Source organism: Streptomyces sp. NPDC002076 (assembly GCF_053593835.1).
On record NZ_JBSFDI010000019.1, the window covers coordinates 154,084 to 168,303 of the forward strand.

At 70.8% G+C, this 14,220-nt stretch carries 16 protein-coding genes; 11 read left to right on the plus strand and 5 right to left on the minus strand.

The annotated features are described in order from the left end of the window. Positions 1 to 98: 98 nt before the first annotated feature. Positions 99 to 524 (plus strand): SRPBCC family protein, encoded by a 426-nt coding sequence (locus tag ACWCQS_RS33345; protein ID WP_451007914.1) that lies wholly within the window; start codon positions 99 to 101, stop codon positions 522 to 524. Between the two features lie 49 nt (positions 525 to 573). On the opposite strand, the gene ACWCQS_RS33350 is transcribed toward ACWCQS_RS33345, so the two are convergent. Next, the gene (locus ACWCQS_RS33350; protein ID WP_451007915.1) at positions 574 to 858 is read right to left on the minus strand and encodes a hypothetical protein; all 285 of its coding nucleotides are present in this window, start codon (positions 856 to 858) and stop codon (positions 574 to 576) included. 46 nt (positions 859 to 904) lie between these two features. Between ACWCQS_RS33350 and ACWCQS_RS33355 the strand changes: the two genes are divergently transcribed. Continuing rightward, the gene (locus ACWCQS_RS33355) at positions 905 to 1,579 is read left to right on the plus strand and encodes a protein-L-isoaspartate O-methyltransferase family protein (RefSeq protein WP_451007916.1); all 675 of its coding nucleotides are present in this window, start codon (positions 905 to 907) and stop codon (positions 1,577 to 1,579) included. Here ACWCQS_RS33355 and ACWCQS_RS33360 read toward each other — a convergent pair. Beyond that, positions 1,576 to 2,325, minus strand: coding sequence for a PP2C family protein-serine/threonine phosphatase (locus ACWCQS_RS33360; RefSeq protein ID WP_451007917.1), 750 nt, complete (start codon positions 2,323 to 2,325; stop codon positions 1,576 to 1,578). The genes ACWCQS_RS33355 and ACWCQS_RS33360 overlap by 4 nt on opposite strands. A gap of 184 nt (positions 2,326 to 2,509) precedes the next feature. Here ACWCQS_RS33360 and ACWCQS_RS33365 point away from each other — a divergent pair, with 184 nt between their 5' ends. The 3 genes from ACWCQS_RS33365 (at position 2,510) to ACWCQS_RS33375 (ending at position 5,039) form a co-directional block, all read left to right on the plus strand. Beyond that, positions 2,510 to 2,869: a DUF6204 family protein gene (locus ACWCQS_RS33365; RefSeq protein WP_451007918.1), complete on the plus strand. Its 360-nt coding sequence runs from the start codon at positions 2,510 to 2,512 to the stop codon at positions 2,867 to 2,869. Between the two features lie 66 nt (positions 2,870 to 2,935). Further along, positions 2,936 to 3,379, plus strand: a complete 444-nt coding sequence (locus tag ACWCQS_RS33370; RefSeq protein WP_451007919.1) for a MarR family winged helix-turn-helix transcriptional regulator — start codon at positions 2,936 to 2,938, stop codon at positions 3,377 to 3,379. A gap of 211 nt (positions 3,380 to 3,590) precedes the next feature. After that, positions 3,591 to 5,039, plus strand: a complete 1,449-nt coding sequence (locus tag ACWCQS_RS33375; protein ID WP_451007920.1) for a hypothetical protein — start codon at positions 3,591 to 3,593, stop codon at positions 5,037 to 5,039. On the opposite strand, the gene ACWCQS_RS33380 is transcribed toward ACWCQS_RS33375, so the two are convergent. Beyond that, the gene (locus tag ACWCQS_RS33380) at positions 5,036 to 5,464 is read right to left on the minus strand and encodes a pyrophosphohydrolase domain-containing protein (RefSeq protein ID WP_451007921.1); all 429 of its coding nucleotides are present in this window, start codon (positions 5,462 to 5,464) and stop codon (positions 5,036 to 5,038) included. The two genes, ACWCQS_RS33375 and ACWCQS_RS33380, sit on opposite strands and share 4 nt — an antisense overlap. 105 nt (positions 5,465 to 5,569) lie before the next feature. On the opposite strand from ACWCQS_RS33380, the gene ACWCQS_RS33385 reads away from it, so the two are divergent. Further along, positions 5,570 to 6,568 carry a TAXI family TRAP transporter solute-binding subunit gene (locus ACWCQS_RS33385; RefSeq protein ID WP_451007922.1) on the plus strand — a complete coding sequence of 333 codons (999 nt, stop codon included), beginning with the start codon at positions 5,570 to 5,572 and terminating at the stop codon, positions 6,566 to 6,568. Between the two features lie 85 nt (positions 6,569 to 6,653). Here the strand turns inward: ACWCQS_RS33385 and ACWCQS_RS33390 are convergent, their stop codons facing one another. Next, the gene (locus ACWCQS_RS33390) at positions 6,654 to 8,057 is read right to left on the minus strand and encodes an ATP-binding protein (protein ID WP_451007923.1); all 1,404 of its coding nucleotides are present in this window, start codon (positions 8,055 to 8,057) and stop codon (positions 6,654 to 6,656) included. Positions 8,058 to 8,066: 9 nt separating this feature from the next. After that, the gene (locus ACWCQS_RS33395) at positions 8,067 to 8,753 is read right to left on the minus strand and encodes a response regulator transcription factor (protein ID WP_451007924.1); all 687 of its coding nucleotides are present in this window, start codon (positions 8,751 to 8,753) and stop codon (positions 8,067 to 8,069) included. A gap of 288 nt (positions 8,754 to 9,041) precedes the next feature. Between ACWCQS_RS33395 and ACWCQS_RS33400 the strand changes: the two genes are divergently transcribed. The 5 genes from ACWCQS_RS33400 (at position 9,042) to ACWCQS_RS33420 (ending at position 14,148) form a co-directional block, all read left to right on the plus strand. Continuing rightward, positions 9,042 to 9,818 carry an amino acid ABC transporter ATP-binding protein gene (locus tag ACWCQS_RS33400; protein ID WP_451007925.1) on the plus strand — a complete coding sequence of 259 codons (777 nt, stop codon included), beginning with the start codon at positions 9,042 to 9,044 and terminating at the stop codon, positions 9,816 to 9,818. Positions 9,819 to 9,895: 77 nt separating this feature from the next. Next, positions 9,896 to 10,732: a glutamate ABC transporter substrate-binding protein gene (locus ACWCQS_RS33405; RefSeq protein ID WP_451007926.1), complete on the plus strand. Its 837-nt coding sequence runs from the start codon at positions 9,896 to 9,898 to the stop codon at positions 10,730 to 10,732. Between the two features lie 78 nt (positions 10,733 to 10,810). Continuing rightward, positions 10,811 to 11,476 (plus strand): amino acid ABC transporter permease, encoded by a 666-nt coding sequence (locus ACWCQS_RS33410; protein ID WP_451007927.1) that lies wholly within the window; start codon positions 10,811 to 10,813, stop codon positions 11,474 to 11,476. Continuing rightward, positions 11,473 to 12,363 (plus strand): amino acid ABC transporter permease, encoded by an 891-nt coding sequence (locus tag ACWCQS_RS33415; protein WP_451007928.1) that lies wholly within the window; start codon positions 11,473 to 11,475, stop codon positions 12,361 to 12,363. Before ACWCQS_RS33410 ends, ACWCQS_RS33415 begins: the two co-directional genes overlap by 4 nt. A 177-nt stretch (positions 12,364 to 12,540) precedes the next feature. Beyond that, a complete protein-coding gene (locus ACWCQS_RS33420) occupies positions 12,541 to 14,148 on the plus strand; it encodes an FAD-dependent monooxygenase (protein WP_451007929.1) in 1,608 nt (535 codons plus the stop codon). Positions 14,149 to 14,220: the final 72 nt, after the last annotated feature.

The following is a 14,220-nucleotide window of genomic DNA, read 5'->3' on the forward strand; positions in this document are numbered from 1 at the left end:
TGCCCCTGGTGCGGGCCGCACGGCTCCTCTCCCGCCCCGCCGGGCGCACACTTGTAAGCAGAAGGCCATGCGTCATGAGCCGCACGTGGAGGTGAGCCATGAGCACCCTCGAGCTGCATGTCGACGTCGATGTTCCGGTCGACAGGGCCTGGGAGACTCTTCACCGGGTGGAGAACTACCCGCGCTTCGTGGACGGAGTGCGGGGCGCGCGTACGGAGGCGGGGGGCCGAGCACATCTGGAGGTCGAGGCAGGTGGCCGGGCCCGGGAGGTCGAGGCCGAGGTGACCGACCGCGGCGAGCACGTGATGGAGTGGCTCACCACGAGCGCTCCCGAGCTGACGGGCTCCTTCTCGGTCCAGCCGATCGACCGGAACCACACCCGGATCCAGGCACGCCTGGAGTACGACCCCGGCACGGTCCGGGACGCCTTCGGCGGGCCGAAGGGGTTCGCCCAGACGAACGCGATCGAACGGCTCGTCCGCAGCGATCTGGAGCACTTCAAGGAGTACCTGGAACGCGGGTGAGCGGCGCGCACACGGTGAGCGTGGCAGCGCCGGGCGGCGGGTACGCCGGTCAGGTCTCCATCACGGCATCGCAGTCCGGGCAGACCAGAGAGGCGTGTTCCTCGGGGTACCAGGGCGCTCCCGGATGTTCGGCGGGCTTCCAGTCGGTCGTCTCCATGGCGAAGGTGTCCCTGCCGCAGAGGGTCCGCGGGCCCGCGGCCGTCCGCGACCCCGGTGCCGCGGGTGCCGCGTGCACCTTGCGGACGCGGCGTTCCGCGCCACCCGCCGGTCCCGTGGCTCCGGTGGAGCGTGTTGCGCCCGGCCTGTCGAGTTCGTAGACGACGATCTCGCTCATGTCTCCACCGTAGGCGTCGGCACCTGATGGTGCGGTGAACCCGGTCGTGAACTCCGTACCCGGAGAACCGGACGATCTCGTGCGGGCCCTCGCGGCCGCCGGGGTCGGGGACGAGCGACTGCTCGCGGCCGTCCGGACGACACCCCGCGCGGAATTCGTCCCGGCCGATCAGCGGGCCGCCGCCTACTTCGACGTACCCATTGCGATCGGGCAGGGGCAGGTCACCACGCAGCCCTCGCTGTCCGCCATGATGATCGAGGGTCTTGAGCTGAATGGGTCGGAGCACGTCCTGGAGGTAGGTACGGGCCTGGGCTTCCAGACCGCTCTGCTCGCACAGCTGGCCGCGGACGTGGTCAGCATCGAGATGCGGCCGGACATGGCCCGCGAGGCGCGCGCGAATCTGGCACGTCAGGGCGTGCGGAACGTGGAGCTGCGGGTCGGCGACGGCAGCGGCGGCGTGCCGGACCGGGCTCCGTACGACGCCGTCCTCGTGTCGGCCGCCTTCCCGGAGGTGCCCGCGCCGCTGGTCGCACAGGTGCGCCCGGGTGGCCGTCTGGTGCAGCCGATCGGGCCGGGGGGACACGAGCAGGTGGTCTGCTTCGGGCGCACCGCCGCGGGGCTGGCGCGGCTGCGGGTGGTGACCTCGGCCTGCTTCGTCCGGTTGCAGGGCCGATACGGCTTCCCGATCGGCGAGGCGGAGTCGAGTCCAGGCTCTCCCTAGTCGTCCGCGACGCGTACGACCGCCAGCGTGATGTTGTCGGGGCCGCCCGCGGCGATGGCGGCCTTCCACAGCTCGAAGGCGGCGCGGCCGTCGTCGTGCTCCCGCATCACCTCGTCCAGCACATCCGCGGGCAGCGGATCGGTCAGGCCGTCGGTGCAGACGAGGTAGCGGTCGCCGGGAGAGAGGGACTCGGCCGTCACATGGGGGTGGACGGCGCGGTACGAGGGGCTGCCGCCCAGGCACTGGGTGACGATGGACGTGGTGCGCTGCCCGGGTTCGAGCGGCGGGCTGTCATCGACGCTCACCTGCCGCAGCCCGTCGCGGGAAGCCCCGTAGACCCGGCTGTCCCCCACGTTGAACACCAGCAGCGAGCCGGACTGTACGACGATGCCGGCGACCGTCGTGCCCATGGCGGTGAGCTCGGTCTCCTCCTCGCCGCCGGCGGCCGCGTACACGGCGCGATTGCAGGCGTTCAGGGCGTCGCGGACGGCGTCCTCGCCGCTCAGGGCGGGTCCGACGGACGCGATCCGGCGGGCGACCAGGGCGCTGGCCACATCGCCGCCGGGATGTCCGCCGAGCCCGTCGGCAACGGCGACGACAAGGGGCGTGCCGAGCGGGAACATCAGGGTCTGCGGACTCTCCGTCACCGTGGCGCACAGGGTCCACGGCCCGATCACGAGACTGTCCTCGTTCCGTTCGCGGAGCAGCCCGGGATGACTCAGCGCGCTCACCGCCACGTACCGCATGGAACGCCACCGCCTTCCCGGTCGGGCCACGGCAGTCCGCCGGCTCGCTGTCCGCGGCTCCAGGGTAGGCGCTCGCCCCAGGAGCCGAGGCGCGCCGCGGCACCTCGGCGGGGCGTGGGCACAGGCCCCGGTGCCTTCGGAAACCCGGTGGAGACCGGAGGCCCGCCGTGCCTAGGCTCGCGGGATGAGCACTCGCACTTTCCGGATCACCGTCCGCGGCGCCTTCGACGGCCTCACCGACGCACAGCGGGCCGCACTGCTGGCCGACGCCGCCGAACACGACGTGCTGCGCGCCGCGTTCACCACCGAAGGCACCCTCACCTACGACATCGCCGCCCGACCGGCCTTCGTCTTCCGTTTCTCCGCCACCGGGGAGGAAGAGGAGGACATCCTGGAGGCGACCGAGCGGGCCGAGGAGGCGGCGAAGGCCTGGCTGACCGAGCGCGGCTACGGCTTCAAGAACCTCCGCTCCACCGCCGAGGACCTCTCCCAGGCACCGATGGGCAAGCGGCAGCGACGCGCCGCGCGTTCGAACGGCGCATAAACTTGAGTACTCAAGGAGATCGCAATGAGTGGCCGCAAGGACACCGGGAGCGGGCGATGAGCGGCCATGAGTGACGCCCTGGACGCGGCACTGCGACTGGTACGGGCCCAGGCGGCGCTCGTGCGGCGCTTCGACTCCCGGCTGAGCGGGCTGCACGGCGTGAGCCTCGCCGACTTCACCCTGCTGCTACGGCTGAGCCAGGCGCCCGGCGGCCGTATGCGGCGGGTCGACCTCGCCGAGGCACTGGGCCTGACGGCCTCCGGGGTCACGCGCGGGCTCGCGCCACTGGAGCGGATCGGACTGGTGACCCGCGAGGCGGATGCCCGGGACGCGCGCGTGGCCTACGCGTCGCTGACCGGGACGGGCCGCCGGCGGCTGAAGGAGATGCTCGCGACGGCCGAGGAGACGGCCACCGAGGTCTTCGCGGCTCCGGCGTTGAACGCCGAGGACATCACACAGCTGTCGTCCCTGCTGACCCGCCTCGGCGGCACCGGTCTGGCCGGCCCCTGAGCCACAGCCTCACATCACCGTTTTTCGGCCCCGCCGTGGCGTGAACTCACGGTGGGGCAGGTCACCTTGAGACGTGGCCGGAATGTGCGGGCCTCCCACCCAAGGGCATGGCATGCTCATGGCCGATCACGAGTTACCGGCCGGTTCTACCAACCAGTAGCCAACTCGCCCGGTACCTCTCCGACACCCCCCACTTCACCCAGGACCGACCATGCGCAGACGCATGCGGCACAGACGAGCCCTGCTGCCCGCCTTCGCCGTGACCACCCTCTTCCTCGCCGCGGCCTGTTCCTCGCCCGCCTCGCACGCCGGACCGTCGGCCACCGCGGGGCACGACCGACAGGTCGCGGACCGCTCCGCCGGCGGTGCGGACCACTCGCTCGCCGTCGCCGCCGCACCCGCGACCACCGCCACCGCCACGAGCGCCGCGTCCGCCACGACGGGGTCGACCGGCTCCGGGCAGCGGGCGCACAGGACGGCGCTCTCCATCACCTCGTACGACAGCCGCACCCGGCGGGCCGTCCTCACCGACAAGTCCAACAAGCCCGTCCAGCAGGGCAGTTCATCCCCTTCCTCCCCGACCACCTCCCCCGTCCCGTCCGGCGCCCCGCACAAGACCTCCGTCGGCGATGTGATCGCCAGTGCGCCCGCACCCGGGGCACCGCACGGGCTGCTCGCCAAGGTCACCAAGGTGCTCGGCGCGACGGACGGCGGGACCGAGGTACAGACGGAACCGGCCACCCTCAACGCGCTGCTCGGCGACGAGACGGCCAAGGGCGCCGTACCGGTCGACCCCTCGTCGTTCGCCGTCGACAAGCTGCTTCCCGGTGTGAAGGTGTCCTGGGCGACGGCCGGCCACCTGCACGCCGGCCCGAAGGGTGCCACGGTGCCGCTCGGCAGCCTCCGGCTCGACGTGAGCGCCGGCATACCGACGGCCCCGAACGCCCCGGTCTCCGCCACCGCCTCGGTGCACGGCTTCGTCCAGGTCGCCCCACAGGTCGACTTCGCCTACGGCGGCGCCGGTACCGATGCCCCGCCCGGCTCCGCCTACCTCGGCCTGTCCGGCGACTGGACCTCCGGCTGGGCGGTCGAGGGCCGGGCCGCCGCGGCCACCGGCACCCCGCTGCGGATCCCGTTCGCCAAGCTGCATGCCGACCCCGTCCTCCAGGTCGGCCCGGTCCCTGTCGTCGTCAACCTCGACCTGACCGCTTATGTCCAGATCAGCGGCGACGGACGGGTCACCGTCGACGTCCAGCAGAGCCTCAAGGGCGACTTCAAGGCGGGCGGCACCTTCGGCCCGGCCAGGGGCTGGACACCGGTCAGCTCCTCGGACATGACGAGCACACCCGTGCGCGCCTCCGTCACCACCGCCGGGAACATGAAGACGGCACTCGGCGCCGAGGCCTCGGTGGGCCTCTACGGCACCGTCGGTGTCACCGCCGACCTGGCACCGTATCTGCGGGGCGAGGCCTCCGGCACAGTCACCGCCGCCACGGGCGGCGGGGCGAAGGCCTCGGGCGCCTGGAGCGTGTACGGCGGGGTCGATCTGTCCGGGACCCTGCGGCTCCAGCTGTCCGTCTTCGGCACACCGGTCATCCAGCGGAGCATTCCGCTGGGCACCCTGAACCGCGAGTGGAAGCTGGCGGGCGGCACCTTCTAGACCCCCGCCTGCGCAGAACGGTCCTGCGCCGCCGGTATCCAGCCCTGGCGGCGCAGCACGGCCGACACGTCCGGCGCCCGGTAGTGCTCGCCCTTGAGGACCTTGCCGTCGGCCCGGCGGGCGACCTGTCCGTCCGGGCCGAGCTTGCTCATGTTGGCGCGGTGGATCTCGGCGATCACCTGGTCGAGGTCGATGCCGTGGACCAGCGCCGTGCCGTACGCCACGTAGACCACGTCCGCCAGTTCGTGCGCGAGCTTGTCCAGCGGGCCGTCGACCGCGACCTCGGCGACCTCCGCGGCCTCCTCGGCGAGCAGTTCCCCACGGTGCGCGGCCAGTTCGGGGTCCACCTCGGCCGGCGTACTGCGGGCGTCGAGGCCGAAGGCGAGGTGGAACTCTCGGACGAGGTCTGCGGGCGAAGTGCTCATGCGACGACTGTAACGGCCACCACTGACAGAGCCTTCCGTCCACTTCCGGGCCATGGACTGACCCCGCCCTGGTCAGCGTCGCGCCCGGCCTGGCAGGATCGCCGCATGTCCAAGGTGTTCCCCCGTATCAGCAGGCGCCGGGCGCTGCCGGCCACGGCCGCCGGTGCCGTGGTGCTCGGGCTGCTGCTGTGGTGGCTGCTGCCGCTGGGCGAGAAGCCGCCGAGCGGGGAGATCGTCTTCAGCACGGGTACGCTCCGGGGCGTCTACCAGGAGTACGGCGAGCGGCTGCGCGCCGAGTTCGCCAAGGACATGCCCAACTTGAAGGTGAAGCTGCTGAACAGCGCCGGCTCGCAGGAGAACGTGCAGCGGGTGGCGACCGGCAGGGCCGACTTCACCATCGCGGCGGCCGACGCGGTGGAGGCGTACGAGCTGCGGCACGGCAGCGGCGCCGGGCGGCTGCGCGGGGTGGCCCGGCTCTACGACGACTACGTCCACCTCGTCGTGCGCAGCGACTCGGACATCAGAAACGTCGCGGACCTGCGGCACAAGCGGGTGGCGATCGGTCTGCCCGACTCCGGGGTACGGCTGATAGCCGACCGGGTGCTCAAGGCCGCCGGCATCGACCCCCGCAAGGACATCACCCCGGTCGCGGACGGCATCGACACCGGGCCCGACCGGCTGGAGCAGCGCAGGATCGACGCCTTCTTCTGGTCGGGCGGCCTGCCCACCAAGGGACTCGTCGCGCTGGCCCAGAGGTCCGCCTTCAAGTTCGTACCGATCGAGGGCGATCTGGTCACCAAGCTGCACAGCCAGAGCGAGGAGGCGCGCTACTACCGGGCCACCAACATCCCGGAGTCGGCCTACCCGGCCGTGCAGCAGGGCAACGAGGTTCCGACGATCTCCGTCTCCAACCTCCTGATGACCCGCGCGGACATGGACCCCCGGCTCACCGAATGGGTGACCCGCACGGTCATCAAGAGCCGCGACGACATCGGCGCCCATGTCCACTCCGCCCAACTGGTCGATCTGCGCACCGCCATCTACACCGACCCGTTGCCCTTGCAGGAGGGCGCCCGGCGCTACTACCGCTCGGTCAAGCCGTAGCCCAGGCGCGCCCCGTTCCGCCGCCCGCAGCGGCGCCCGCCCGACCAGGCCGCCGCCGGCTCCGGCACCGCCGCTGCTCGCTACGTCAGGATTCCCCGTGCCGAGGCACGGTCACCGTCACCCGCAGCCCCCGCGGCTCGTGGTGGGCGTAGTCGATCGAGCCTCCGCCCGCCATCAGCAACGCACGCACGATGGACAGGCCGAGGCCCGAGCCCTTGATGTTCTGGTGGCGGCCGCTGCGCCAGAACCGGTCGCCCACGCGCGCGAGTTCCTCGTCGGTGAGGCCGGGCCCGGTGTCGGTGACGACGACCGTGGAGCTGTCGCCGTCGGCGGCGACGGTGACCTCCACCGTGCCGCCCTCGGGGGAGAACTTCACGGCGTTGTCGATCACCGCGTCCAGGGCGCTGGAGAGGGTGATCGGGTCCGCCCAGGCGGTCGTGGGCGGGCAGTCCCCGGTCAGCCGGACCCCCATGGCCTCGGCGGCCGGAGACCAGGCGGCGACCCGCTCCTCGGCGAGGGCGCCGATGTCGGTCAGCCTCAGGTCCGCCTCGGCGTGCTCGGCCAGCGCCAGGTCCAGCAGGTCGTCCAGGACCTGTGCGAGGCGCTTGCCCTCGGTGCGGACCGAGGCGATCTCCTCGTTGTCCTCGGGCAGTTCGAGGGCGAGCAGTTCGATGCGCAGCAGCAGCGCCGCGAGGGGGTTGCGCAGCTGGTGCGAGGCGTCCGCGACGAAGGCGCGCTGCTGCTCCAGCACGTCCTCGACGTTGTCCGCCATCTCGTTGAACGAACGGGCGAGCCGTCTGAGTTCCGGCGGCCCGCCACCGACCGCGACCCGTGACTTGAGCCGTCCGGTGGCGATGTCGTGGGTGGTGGCGTCCAGGACCCGTACCGGTCTGAGCACCCAGCCGGTCAGCCGCAGCGCCGCGCCGACGGCCAGCAGCATGGCCGCGATCTCGCCGGCCCCGATGACCAGCCAGCCGCGGAAAATCCGTGAACGCATCTGCCCGGTGGGCGAGTCGGTGACGACGACCGCCACGACGTCCCCGTCCCGGATCACCGGCGAGGCCACGACCAGTCGGCTGCGCTGCCACGGCCACACCTGCCGCGGGTCATGGCTGCGCCGGCTGAGCAGTGCCTCCTCGAAGGCGTTCCGCACCTCCCCCGTCCGCGGGACGAACCAGTCGTCGGGGGCGTTGGCCATCGCCGAGCCGTTGCGGTAGAAGACACCCGCGCGGATGCCGTAGACACCGTAGTAGCTGCCGAGTTCGCTGCGCAGGGCCTCCAGGCGCTCGTCGGTGCTGGTGCGGCGCGATCCGCTGGGCGCGTCGGTGACGAACTGGGCGAGCGCCGCGAAGCGTGCCGTGTCGTCGATGCGGTCGACGACGACCTTCTGCTGCTGTGCGGCGGCCAGGCTGATTGCGAGCGGCAGCCCGAGGGCGAGGAGGACGGCCGCCATCAGGACGATGAGCAGCGGCAGGAGCCGTGTGCGCACCCGTCCCCGCTAGGCGGCCGGGGCGACGAGCCGGTAGCCGACGCCGCGTACGGTCTCGATCAGCGCGGGCATGCGCAGTTTGGCGCGCAGGGAGGCGACGTGCACCTCCAGGGTGCGGCCGGTGCCCTCCCAACTGGTGCGCCAGACCTCGCTGATGATCTGCTCCCGCCGGAAGACCACCCCGGGGCGCTGCGCGAGCAGGGCGAGCAGATCGAACTCCTTGCGGGTCAGTTGGATGACCGAACCGTCCACGGTGACCTGCCGGGTGGGCAGTTCGATGCGTACGGGACCGAGCAGCAGGGCGCTCTCGCCTCCGGCCGACGGGTCCTCGTGGGCGGTGCGCCGGCTGACGGCGTGGATGCGGGCGAGCAGTTCCCCGGTGTCGTACGGCTTCACCACGTAGTCGTCGGCGCCCAGGTTGAGCCCGTGGATGCGGGAGCGGACGTCGGAGCGGGCGGTCACCATGATCACGGGGGTGCTGGTGCGCTTGCGGATCTTGCCGCAGACCTCGTAGCCGTCCTGGTCGGGCAGGCCCAGGTCGAGCAGGACCACACCGAAACCGTCGCCCTCGGGGACGAGCGCCTGCAGGGCCTCCTCGCCGCTGCGCGCGTGCGTGACGTCGAAGCCGTGCCGCGCGAGTACGGCGGACAGGGCCGCGGCGACGTGGTTGTCGTCCTCGACGAGCAGCAGTCTCATCCCGGCCCCCTCCGGTTCAGCGGTCGTACGTCGTGGGTTCGCGTGGGCGGTATAGCTCACGCGCGCGTGCACCATGGCAGTGACGCCGATGGATTAGGACGGCGTCAAGAGGGTTCCGGTTGCCCGTCGCTTCCGTTATCCGGCCGATACGCGCAGGGCGGCATGTGTCACGACACGTGTCCGACAGCTATCGGATCGTGATGCTCAGATCTCCCTCAGATGTGATGACGCAGGTCACAGCCGCTCACTACTGTCCTCCGAAACCGAGGAGGACGGAGCCCGAGAGCGATGACCAATGTATCGGTGACCGAGGAAGAGGTGGTCACGTCCGGCGAACTGGTCGTCCTGAAGAGCGTCAACAAGCACTTCGGCGCGTTGCACGTTCTCCAGGACATCGACCTGACGATCGCCCGCGGCGAGGTCGTCGTGGTCATCGGGCCCTCCGGGTCCGGAAAGTCGACCCTGTGCCGCACCATCAACCGTCTGGAGACGATCGACTCGGGCACCATCGCCATCGACGGCAAGCCCCTGCCCCAGGAGGGCAAGGAACTGGCGCGGCTGCGGGCGGACGTCGGGATGGTCTTCCAGTCCTTCAACCTCTTCGCGCACAAGACCGTGCTCGAGAACGTGATGCTGGGTCAGCTCAAGGTCCGCAAGGCGGACAAGAAGCAGGCCGAGGACAAGGCCCGGTCCCTGCTCGACCGGGTCGGCGTGGGCACCCAGGCCGACAAGTACCCCGCCCAGCTGTCCGGCGGCCAGCAACAGCGCGTCGCCATCGCCCGGGCACTGGCGATGGATCCGAAGGTCATGCTCTTCGACGAGCCGACCTCCGCCCTCGACCCCGAGATGATCAACGAGGTCCTCGAGGTCATGCAGCAGCTCGCCCGCGAGGGCATGACGATGGTCGTCGTCACCCACGAGATGGGCTTCGCTCGATCGGCTGCGAACCGCGTGGTCTTCATGGCCGACGGCCGGATCGTCGAAGAGGCTGCGCCCGACCAGTTCTTCAGCAACCCGCGCAGCGACCGGGCCAAGGACTTCCTGTCCAAGATCCTGCACCACTGACGACGCCGGCCGCCCCGCGCCCCTGGGTCGCCTTTTCAAACGGACCTCGTTCCGCACCCCATCAAAGGATGTTCACCATGAAGCTCCGCAAGGTCACCGCCGCCTCGGCCGCCGTACTCGCGCTCGCCGTGGGCGCCACCGCGTGCGGCGGCGGCAAGAAGGACGACAACGGCTCCTCCGGTGGCGGCAAGAAGATCGCCATCGGCATCAAGTTCGACCAGCCGGGCCTCGGCCAGAAGACCCCGCAGGGCTACTCGGGCTTCGACGTGGACGTGGCCACCTATGTCGCCAAGAAGCTCGGTTACAGCGCCGACCAGATCGAGTGGAAGGAGTCGAAGAGCGCCGACCGCGAGACCATGCTGCAGCGCGGGGACGTCGACTTCATCGCCGCCACGTACTCGATCACGCCGAAGCGTGAGGCGAAGGTCGACTTCGCCGGCCCGTACCTGCTGGCCCACCAGGACGTACTGCTGCGCGCGGACGAGACGAAGATCAAGTCTCCGGCGGATCTGAACGGCAAGAAGCTCTGCTCGGTGGCCGGCTCGACCTCGGCGCAGAACGTCCACGACAAGCTGGCTCCCAAGGCCAACCTCGTGACGTACCCGACCTACTCGGCCTGTCTGGGCGGTCTGCAGAGTGGCGCCATCGACGCCCTCACCACGGACGACTCGATCCTCGCGGGCTACGCCGCCCAGGCCCAGTTCAAGGGGAAGTTCAAGCTCGGCGGCTTCAAGATGACCAACGAGAACTACGGCATCGGCATCAAGAAGGGCAGCGACCTCAAGGCCAAGATCAACAAGGCTCTTGAGGAGATGGTCTCCGACGGCTCGTGGGAGACGGCCGTGAAGAAGAACTTCGGTCCGGCCGACTACAAGAACGAGCCCGCCCCGAAGATCGGCGACATCAAGAGCTGAGGCAACGCCCCGCCGGTGCGCCGCCTTTGAACACGGCAGCGCACCGGGGCATCCCTACACGCGGAAGCGCGGGAGATCGTGTTCGACTTTCTTGACAAGTACGACGTGCTGGGCGCCTTCTGGACGACGGTGCAGCTGACGCTGCTGTCGGCCGTGGGCTCCCTGGTCTGGGGCACTCTGCTGGCCGCCATGCGGGTGGGCCCCGTACCGCTGATGCGCGGCTTCGGCACCGCCTATGTGAACATCGTGCGGAACATCCCTCTCACGGTGATCATCCTCTTCTCCTCCCTCGGCCTCAACCAGACGCTGGGCGTCAGCCTGGGTGCAAACAGCTTCGACACGATCAACTTCCGGCTGGCCGTGCTCGGCCTGATCGTCTACACCTCGGCCTTCGTGTGCGAGGCGATCCGGGCCGGCATCAACACCGTGCCGGTCGGACAGGCGGAGGCGGCGCGTGCCATCGGCCTGAGCTTCCCCCAGGTGCTGGGGCTGGTCGTACTGCCGCAGGCCATCCGCGCGGCCGTCGGTCCGCTGACCAACGTGCTGATCGCCCTGACGAAGAACACGACGGTCGCCGCCGCGATCGGCGTGGCGGAGGCGGCATTCCTGATGAAGAAGATGATCGAGAACGAGGCGGAGTTGCTGGCGATCTCCGCGGTCATCGCCTTCGGATTCGTCTGCCTGACCCTGCCGACCGGTCTGATCCTCGGCTGGGTGGGCAAGAAGGTGGCGGTGAAGCGATGAGCTCGGTCCTGTACGACGTCCAAGGGCCTCGCGGCAAGCGGCGCAACATCCTGTACACGGCGGTCTTCCTGATCGCCCTCGCGGCCGTCGCATGGTGGGTGTACAAGTCGTTCGACGACAAGGGACAGCTGGCCTGGTCGCTGTGGAAACCCTTCTTCAGCGGCACCGAGGCGTACTCGACGTACATCTGGCCCGGGCTGCAGAAGACCCTGGAGGCTGCGGCCCTCGCGATGGTCATCTCGCTTCCGCTCGGCGCCGTCCTCGGTATCGCCCGGCTCTCGGACCACCTGTGGGTGCGCGTCCCGGCCACGATCGTGGTGGAGTTCTTCCGCGCGATCCCCGTCCTGGTCCTGATGATCTTCGGGCTCGCGCTCTTCGCCCAGTACACCGACGTCAGTTCGGACGACCGGCCGTTCTACGCGGTCGTCACAGGCCTGGTGCTGTACAACGCGTCGGTGCTCGCCGAGATCGTCCGCGCGGGCATCCTCGCCCTGCCGAAGGGCCAGTCTGAGGCGGCCCTGGCGATCGGCCTGCGCAAGGGGCAGATGATGCGGCTCATCCTGCTGCCGCAGTCGGTCACCGCCATGCTCCCGGCCATCGTCAGCCAGTTGGTGGTCATCGTGAAGGACACCGCACTCGGCGGCGCGGTCCTCACGTTCCCCGAACTGATGGCCTCGGCCAACACGATGGCCGGCTACTACGGCAACATGATCGCCTCGCTGACGGTGGTGGCGGTGATCTTCGTGATCATCAACTTCTCCCTGACCTCGTTCGCGAGTTGGCTGGAGGGCCGGCTGCGGCGGGGCAAGAAGTCGACCGGGGCGGTGCTCGGCGTGGAGGACACCGTGGGCGTCGCGGGCCACGCGGGAACGGGAATCGCGGCCTGACACGAGGTCAGACCCGAACTCATCACCCGGAGGCAGTGGCGTGATCACCACTGCCTCCGGTCGCTTGACGCAAACTCTGCCAATGGGTTGCATACGTTTTGTGATCGTGCACCCCGCTCCCCCTTCCTGTTCACTTGTCTCCGTCAGGGCATCGTCACGGGCAGGGGGCGCCGCGTCATGGACCCGGTGATCATCGTCGGAGCGGGGCCGGTCGGGCTCACGCTCGCCCTGGCGCTGGCCCGCCAGGAGGTGCCGTGCGTGGTCCTGGACGAGGGCCCCGGCAAGGACGAACCCCGCCCCGCGCGCACCGTCGTCCTGCGGGAGGACACGGCCGCCCTGCTGGAGCGGCTGACCGGGGTGGCGCTCGGTGAACAGGGTGTGCGCTGGGCCGGATGGCGGTCCCTCAGGCGCAAGCAGGTGATGAGCGAGATCACCTTCGAGGAGGCGGACCCCACCGCCCCGCTGCACATCGCCCAGCACGTCCTCAGCGGCGCCCTGCGCGCGGTCATCGCCGACGAGCCGCTGGTGAAGGTGGCCGTGGACAGCCGTCTGGACTCGATCGAGCAGGAGCGTTCCGGCGTCACCGCGCACACCCGCGGCCCGAGCGGCACCTGGTGGCGCGGCAGTTACCTGGTCGGCTGCGACGGACCGCGCTCGACGGTGCGCAAACTCCAGGACATCCGCTTCCCCGGCCGTACGGCGGTGGAGCGGCACGCGGTCGCCGCCCTGCGCACGGAACTTCCGTGGCAGGGTCGGGCGTTGCTCCATCGGACGCCGCCGTGGCGGCAGTCCGGGCCCCCGGCCGGGGAGGTGACCGCCCGCCCCCTCCCGGACGGCGTGTGGCGCCTGGACTGGCTGCTGCCACCGGGCAAGGACCTGGTCACGCCCGAGATCCTGGTGGCCCGGATCCGCGAGACGCTCGCGGGCTGGACGGACGGCTCCACACCGGCGTACGAGCTGCTCGACACCGGTGTCCACACGGTGCACCACCGGCTGGCCCGCCGGTGGCGCGTCGGCCGGGTCTTCCTCGCCGGGGACGCGGCCCATCTGCTCGGCGCGCTCGGCACCCAGGGGCTGGACGAGGGCCTCAGGGACGCCGACAACCTCGCCTGGAAGCTGGCCCCGGCCTGGCACCACGGCCCGCACGAGGCGCTGCTGGACAGCTACCAGACCGAACGGCGCGCGGTGGTCGCCGCCCGGCTGCGCGCTGCCGACCAGGTGCTGCCGGTGCTGCGCGGCGCCGGCGGACTGCGCCAGATCGTCCCGGGTGCGGCGCGCGGCCACGATGCGCTGCTCATGGACGGTCACTTGGGGCGCGGGCCGCTCGGTGCGCCGGGGGTGTACGCCAACTCGCCGCTCGCGCCCCGGCATCTGGAGGGCGAGGTCCCGGTCGACACCCCGTCCGGAGCACCCGTCACCGACGTACGGGTCACCGCGGAGGATGGTTCCTTCGTCCAACTGCGCGACCGGCTCGGCCGCGGCGCCCTGCTCGTCGTGCTGATCGCGCCCGGCACGGGGGTCTGGGACCGCAAGCACTGGGTCTCCGCCGGAGTGATGCCCCGGCTCGCGGCGGCCGTGACCGCGCTGCCGTACCCCGCCGAACTGCTGGTCGCCGAGAGCTACCCGGGTGCGCCGGCGCACAGCGTGCTGCTCGTGCGCCCCGACGGCCACCTGATCACCGCGCTGAGCGGCGTCCGTCCGGCCGACCTCTACGCGGCGGCGGAGGCGGCGGTGGGCGGCGCGGCCAAGGAGGAGCCGGCCCGGGCGGCCTCCGCCGCCCGCTGACCGCAGCCCCGTCACCCTCTGTCCACATGGTGACGGTGAGTTGACCGCAGTACACCGGCATGCTGTACTCCG

Bases quoted from the DNA above. Each gene is read 5' to 3' on its own strand.
- ACWCQS_RS33345 (WP_451007914.1), top strand. From the start codon at position 99: ATGAGCACCCTCGAGCTGCATGTCGACGTCGATGTTCCGGTCGACAGG.
- ACWCQS_RS33350 (WP_451007915.1), bottom strand. From the start codon at position 858: ATGAGCGAGATCGTCGTCTACGAACTCGACAGGCCGGGCGCAACACGC.
- ACWCQS_RS33360 (WP_451007917.1), bottom strand. From the start codon at position 2,325: ATGCGGTACGTGGCGGTGAGCGCGCTGAGTCATCCCGGGCTGCTCCGC.
- ACWCQS_RS33365 (WP_451007918.1), top strand. From the start codon at position 2,510: ATGAGCACTCGCACTTTCCGGATCACCGTCCGCGGCGCCTTCGACGGC.
- ACWCQS_RS33370 (WP_451007919.1), top strand. From the start codon at position 2,936: ATGAGTGACGCCCTGGACGCGGCACTGCGACTGGTACGGGCCCAGGCG.
- ACWCQS_RS33375 (WP_451007920.1), top strand. From the start codon at position 3,591: ATGCGCAGACGCATGCGGCACAGACGAGCCCTGCTGCCCGCCTTCGCC.
- ACWCQS_RS33380 (WP_451007921.1), bottom strand. From the start codon at position 5,464: ATGAGCACTTCGCCCGCAGACCTCGTCCGAGAGTTCCACCTCGCCTTC.
- ACWCQS_RS33385 (WP_451007922.1), top strand. From the start codon at position 5,570: ATGTCCAAGGTGTTCCCCCGTATCAGCAGGCGCCGGGCGCTGCCGGCC.
- ACWCQS_RS33395 (WP_451007924.1), bottom strand. From the start codon at position 8,753: ATGAGACTGCTGCTCGTCGAGGACGACAACCACGTCGCCGCGGCCCTG.
- ACWCQS_RS33400 (WP_451007925.1), top strand. From the start codon at position 9,042: ATGACCAATGTATCGGTGACCGAGGAAGAGGTGGTCACGTCCGGCGAA.
- ACWCQS_RS33405 (WP_451007926.1), top strand. From the start codon at position 9,896: ATGAAGCTCCGCAAGGTCACCGCCGCCTCGGCCGCCGTACTCGCGCTC.
- ACWCQS_RS33415 (WP_451007928.1), top strand. From the start codon at position 11,473: ATGAGCTCGGTCCTGTACGACGTCCAAGGGCCTCGCGGCAAGCGGCGC.
- ACWCQS_RS33420 (WP_451007929.1), top strand. From the start codon at position 12,541: ATGGACCCGGTGATCATCGTCGGAGCGGGGCCGGTCGGGCTCACGCTC.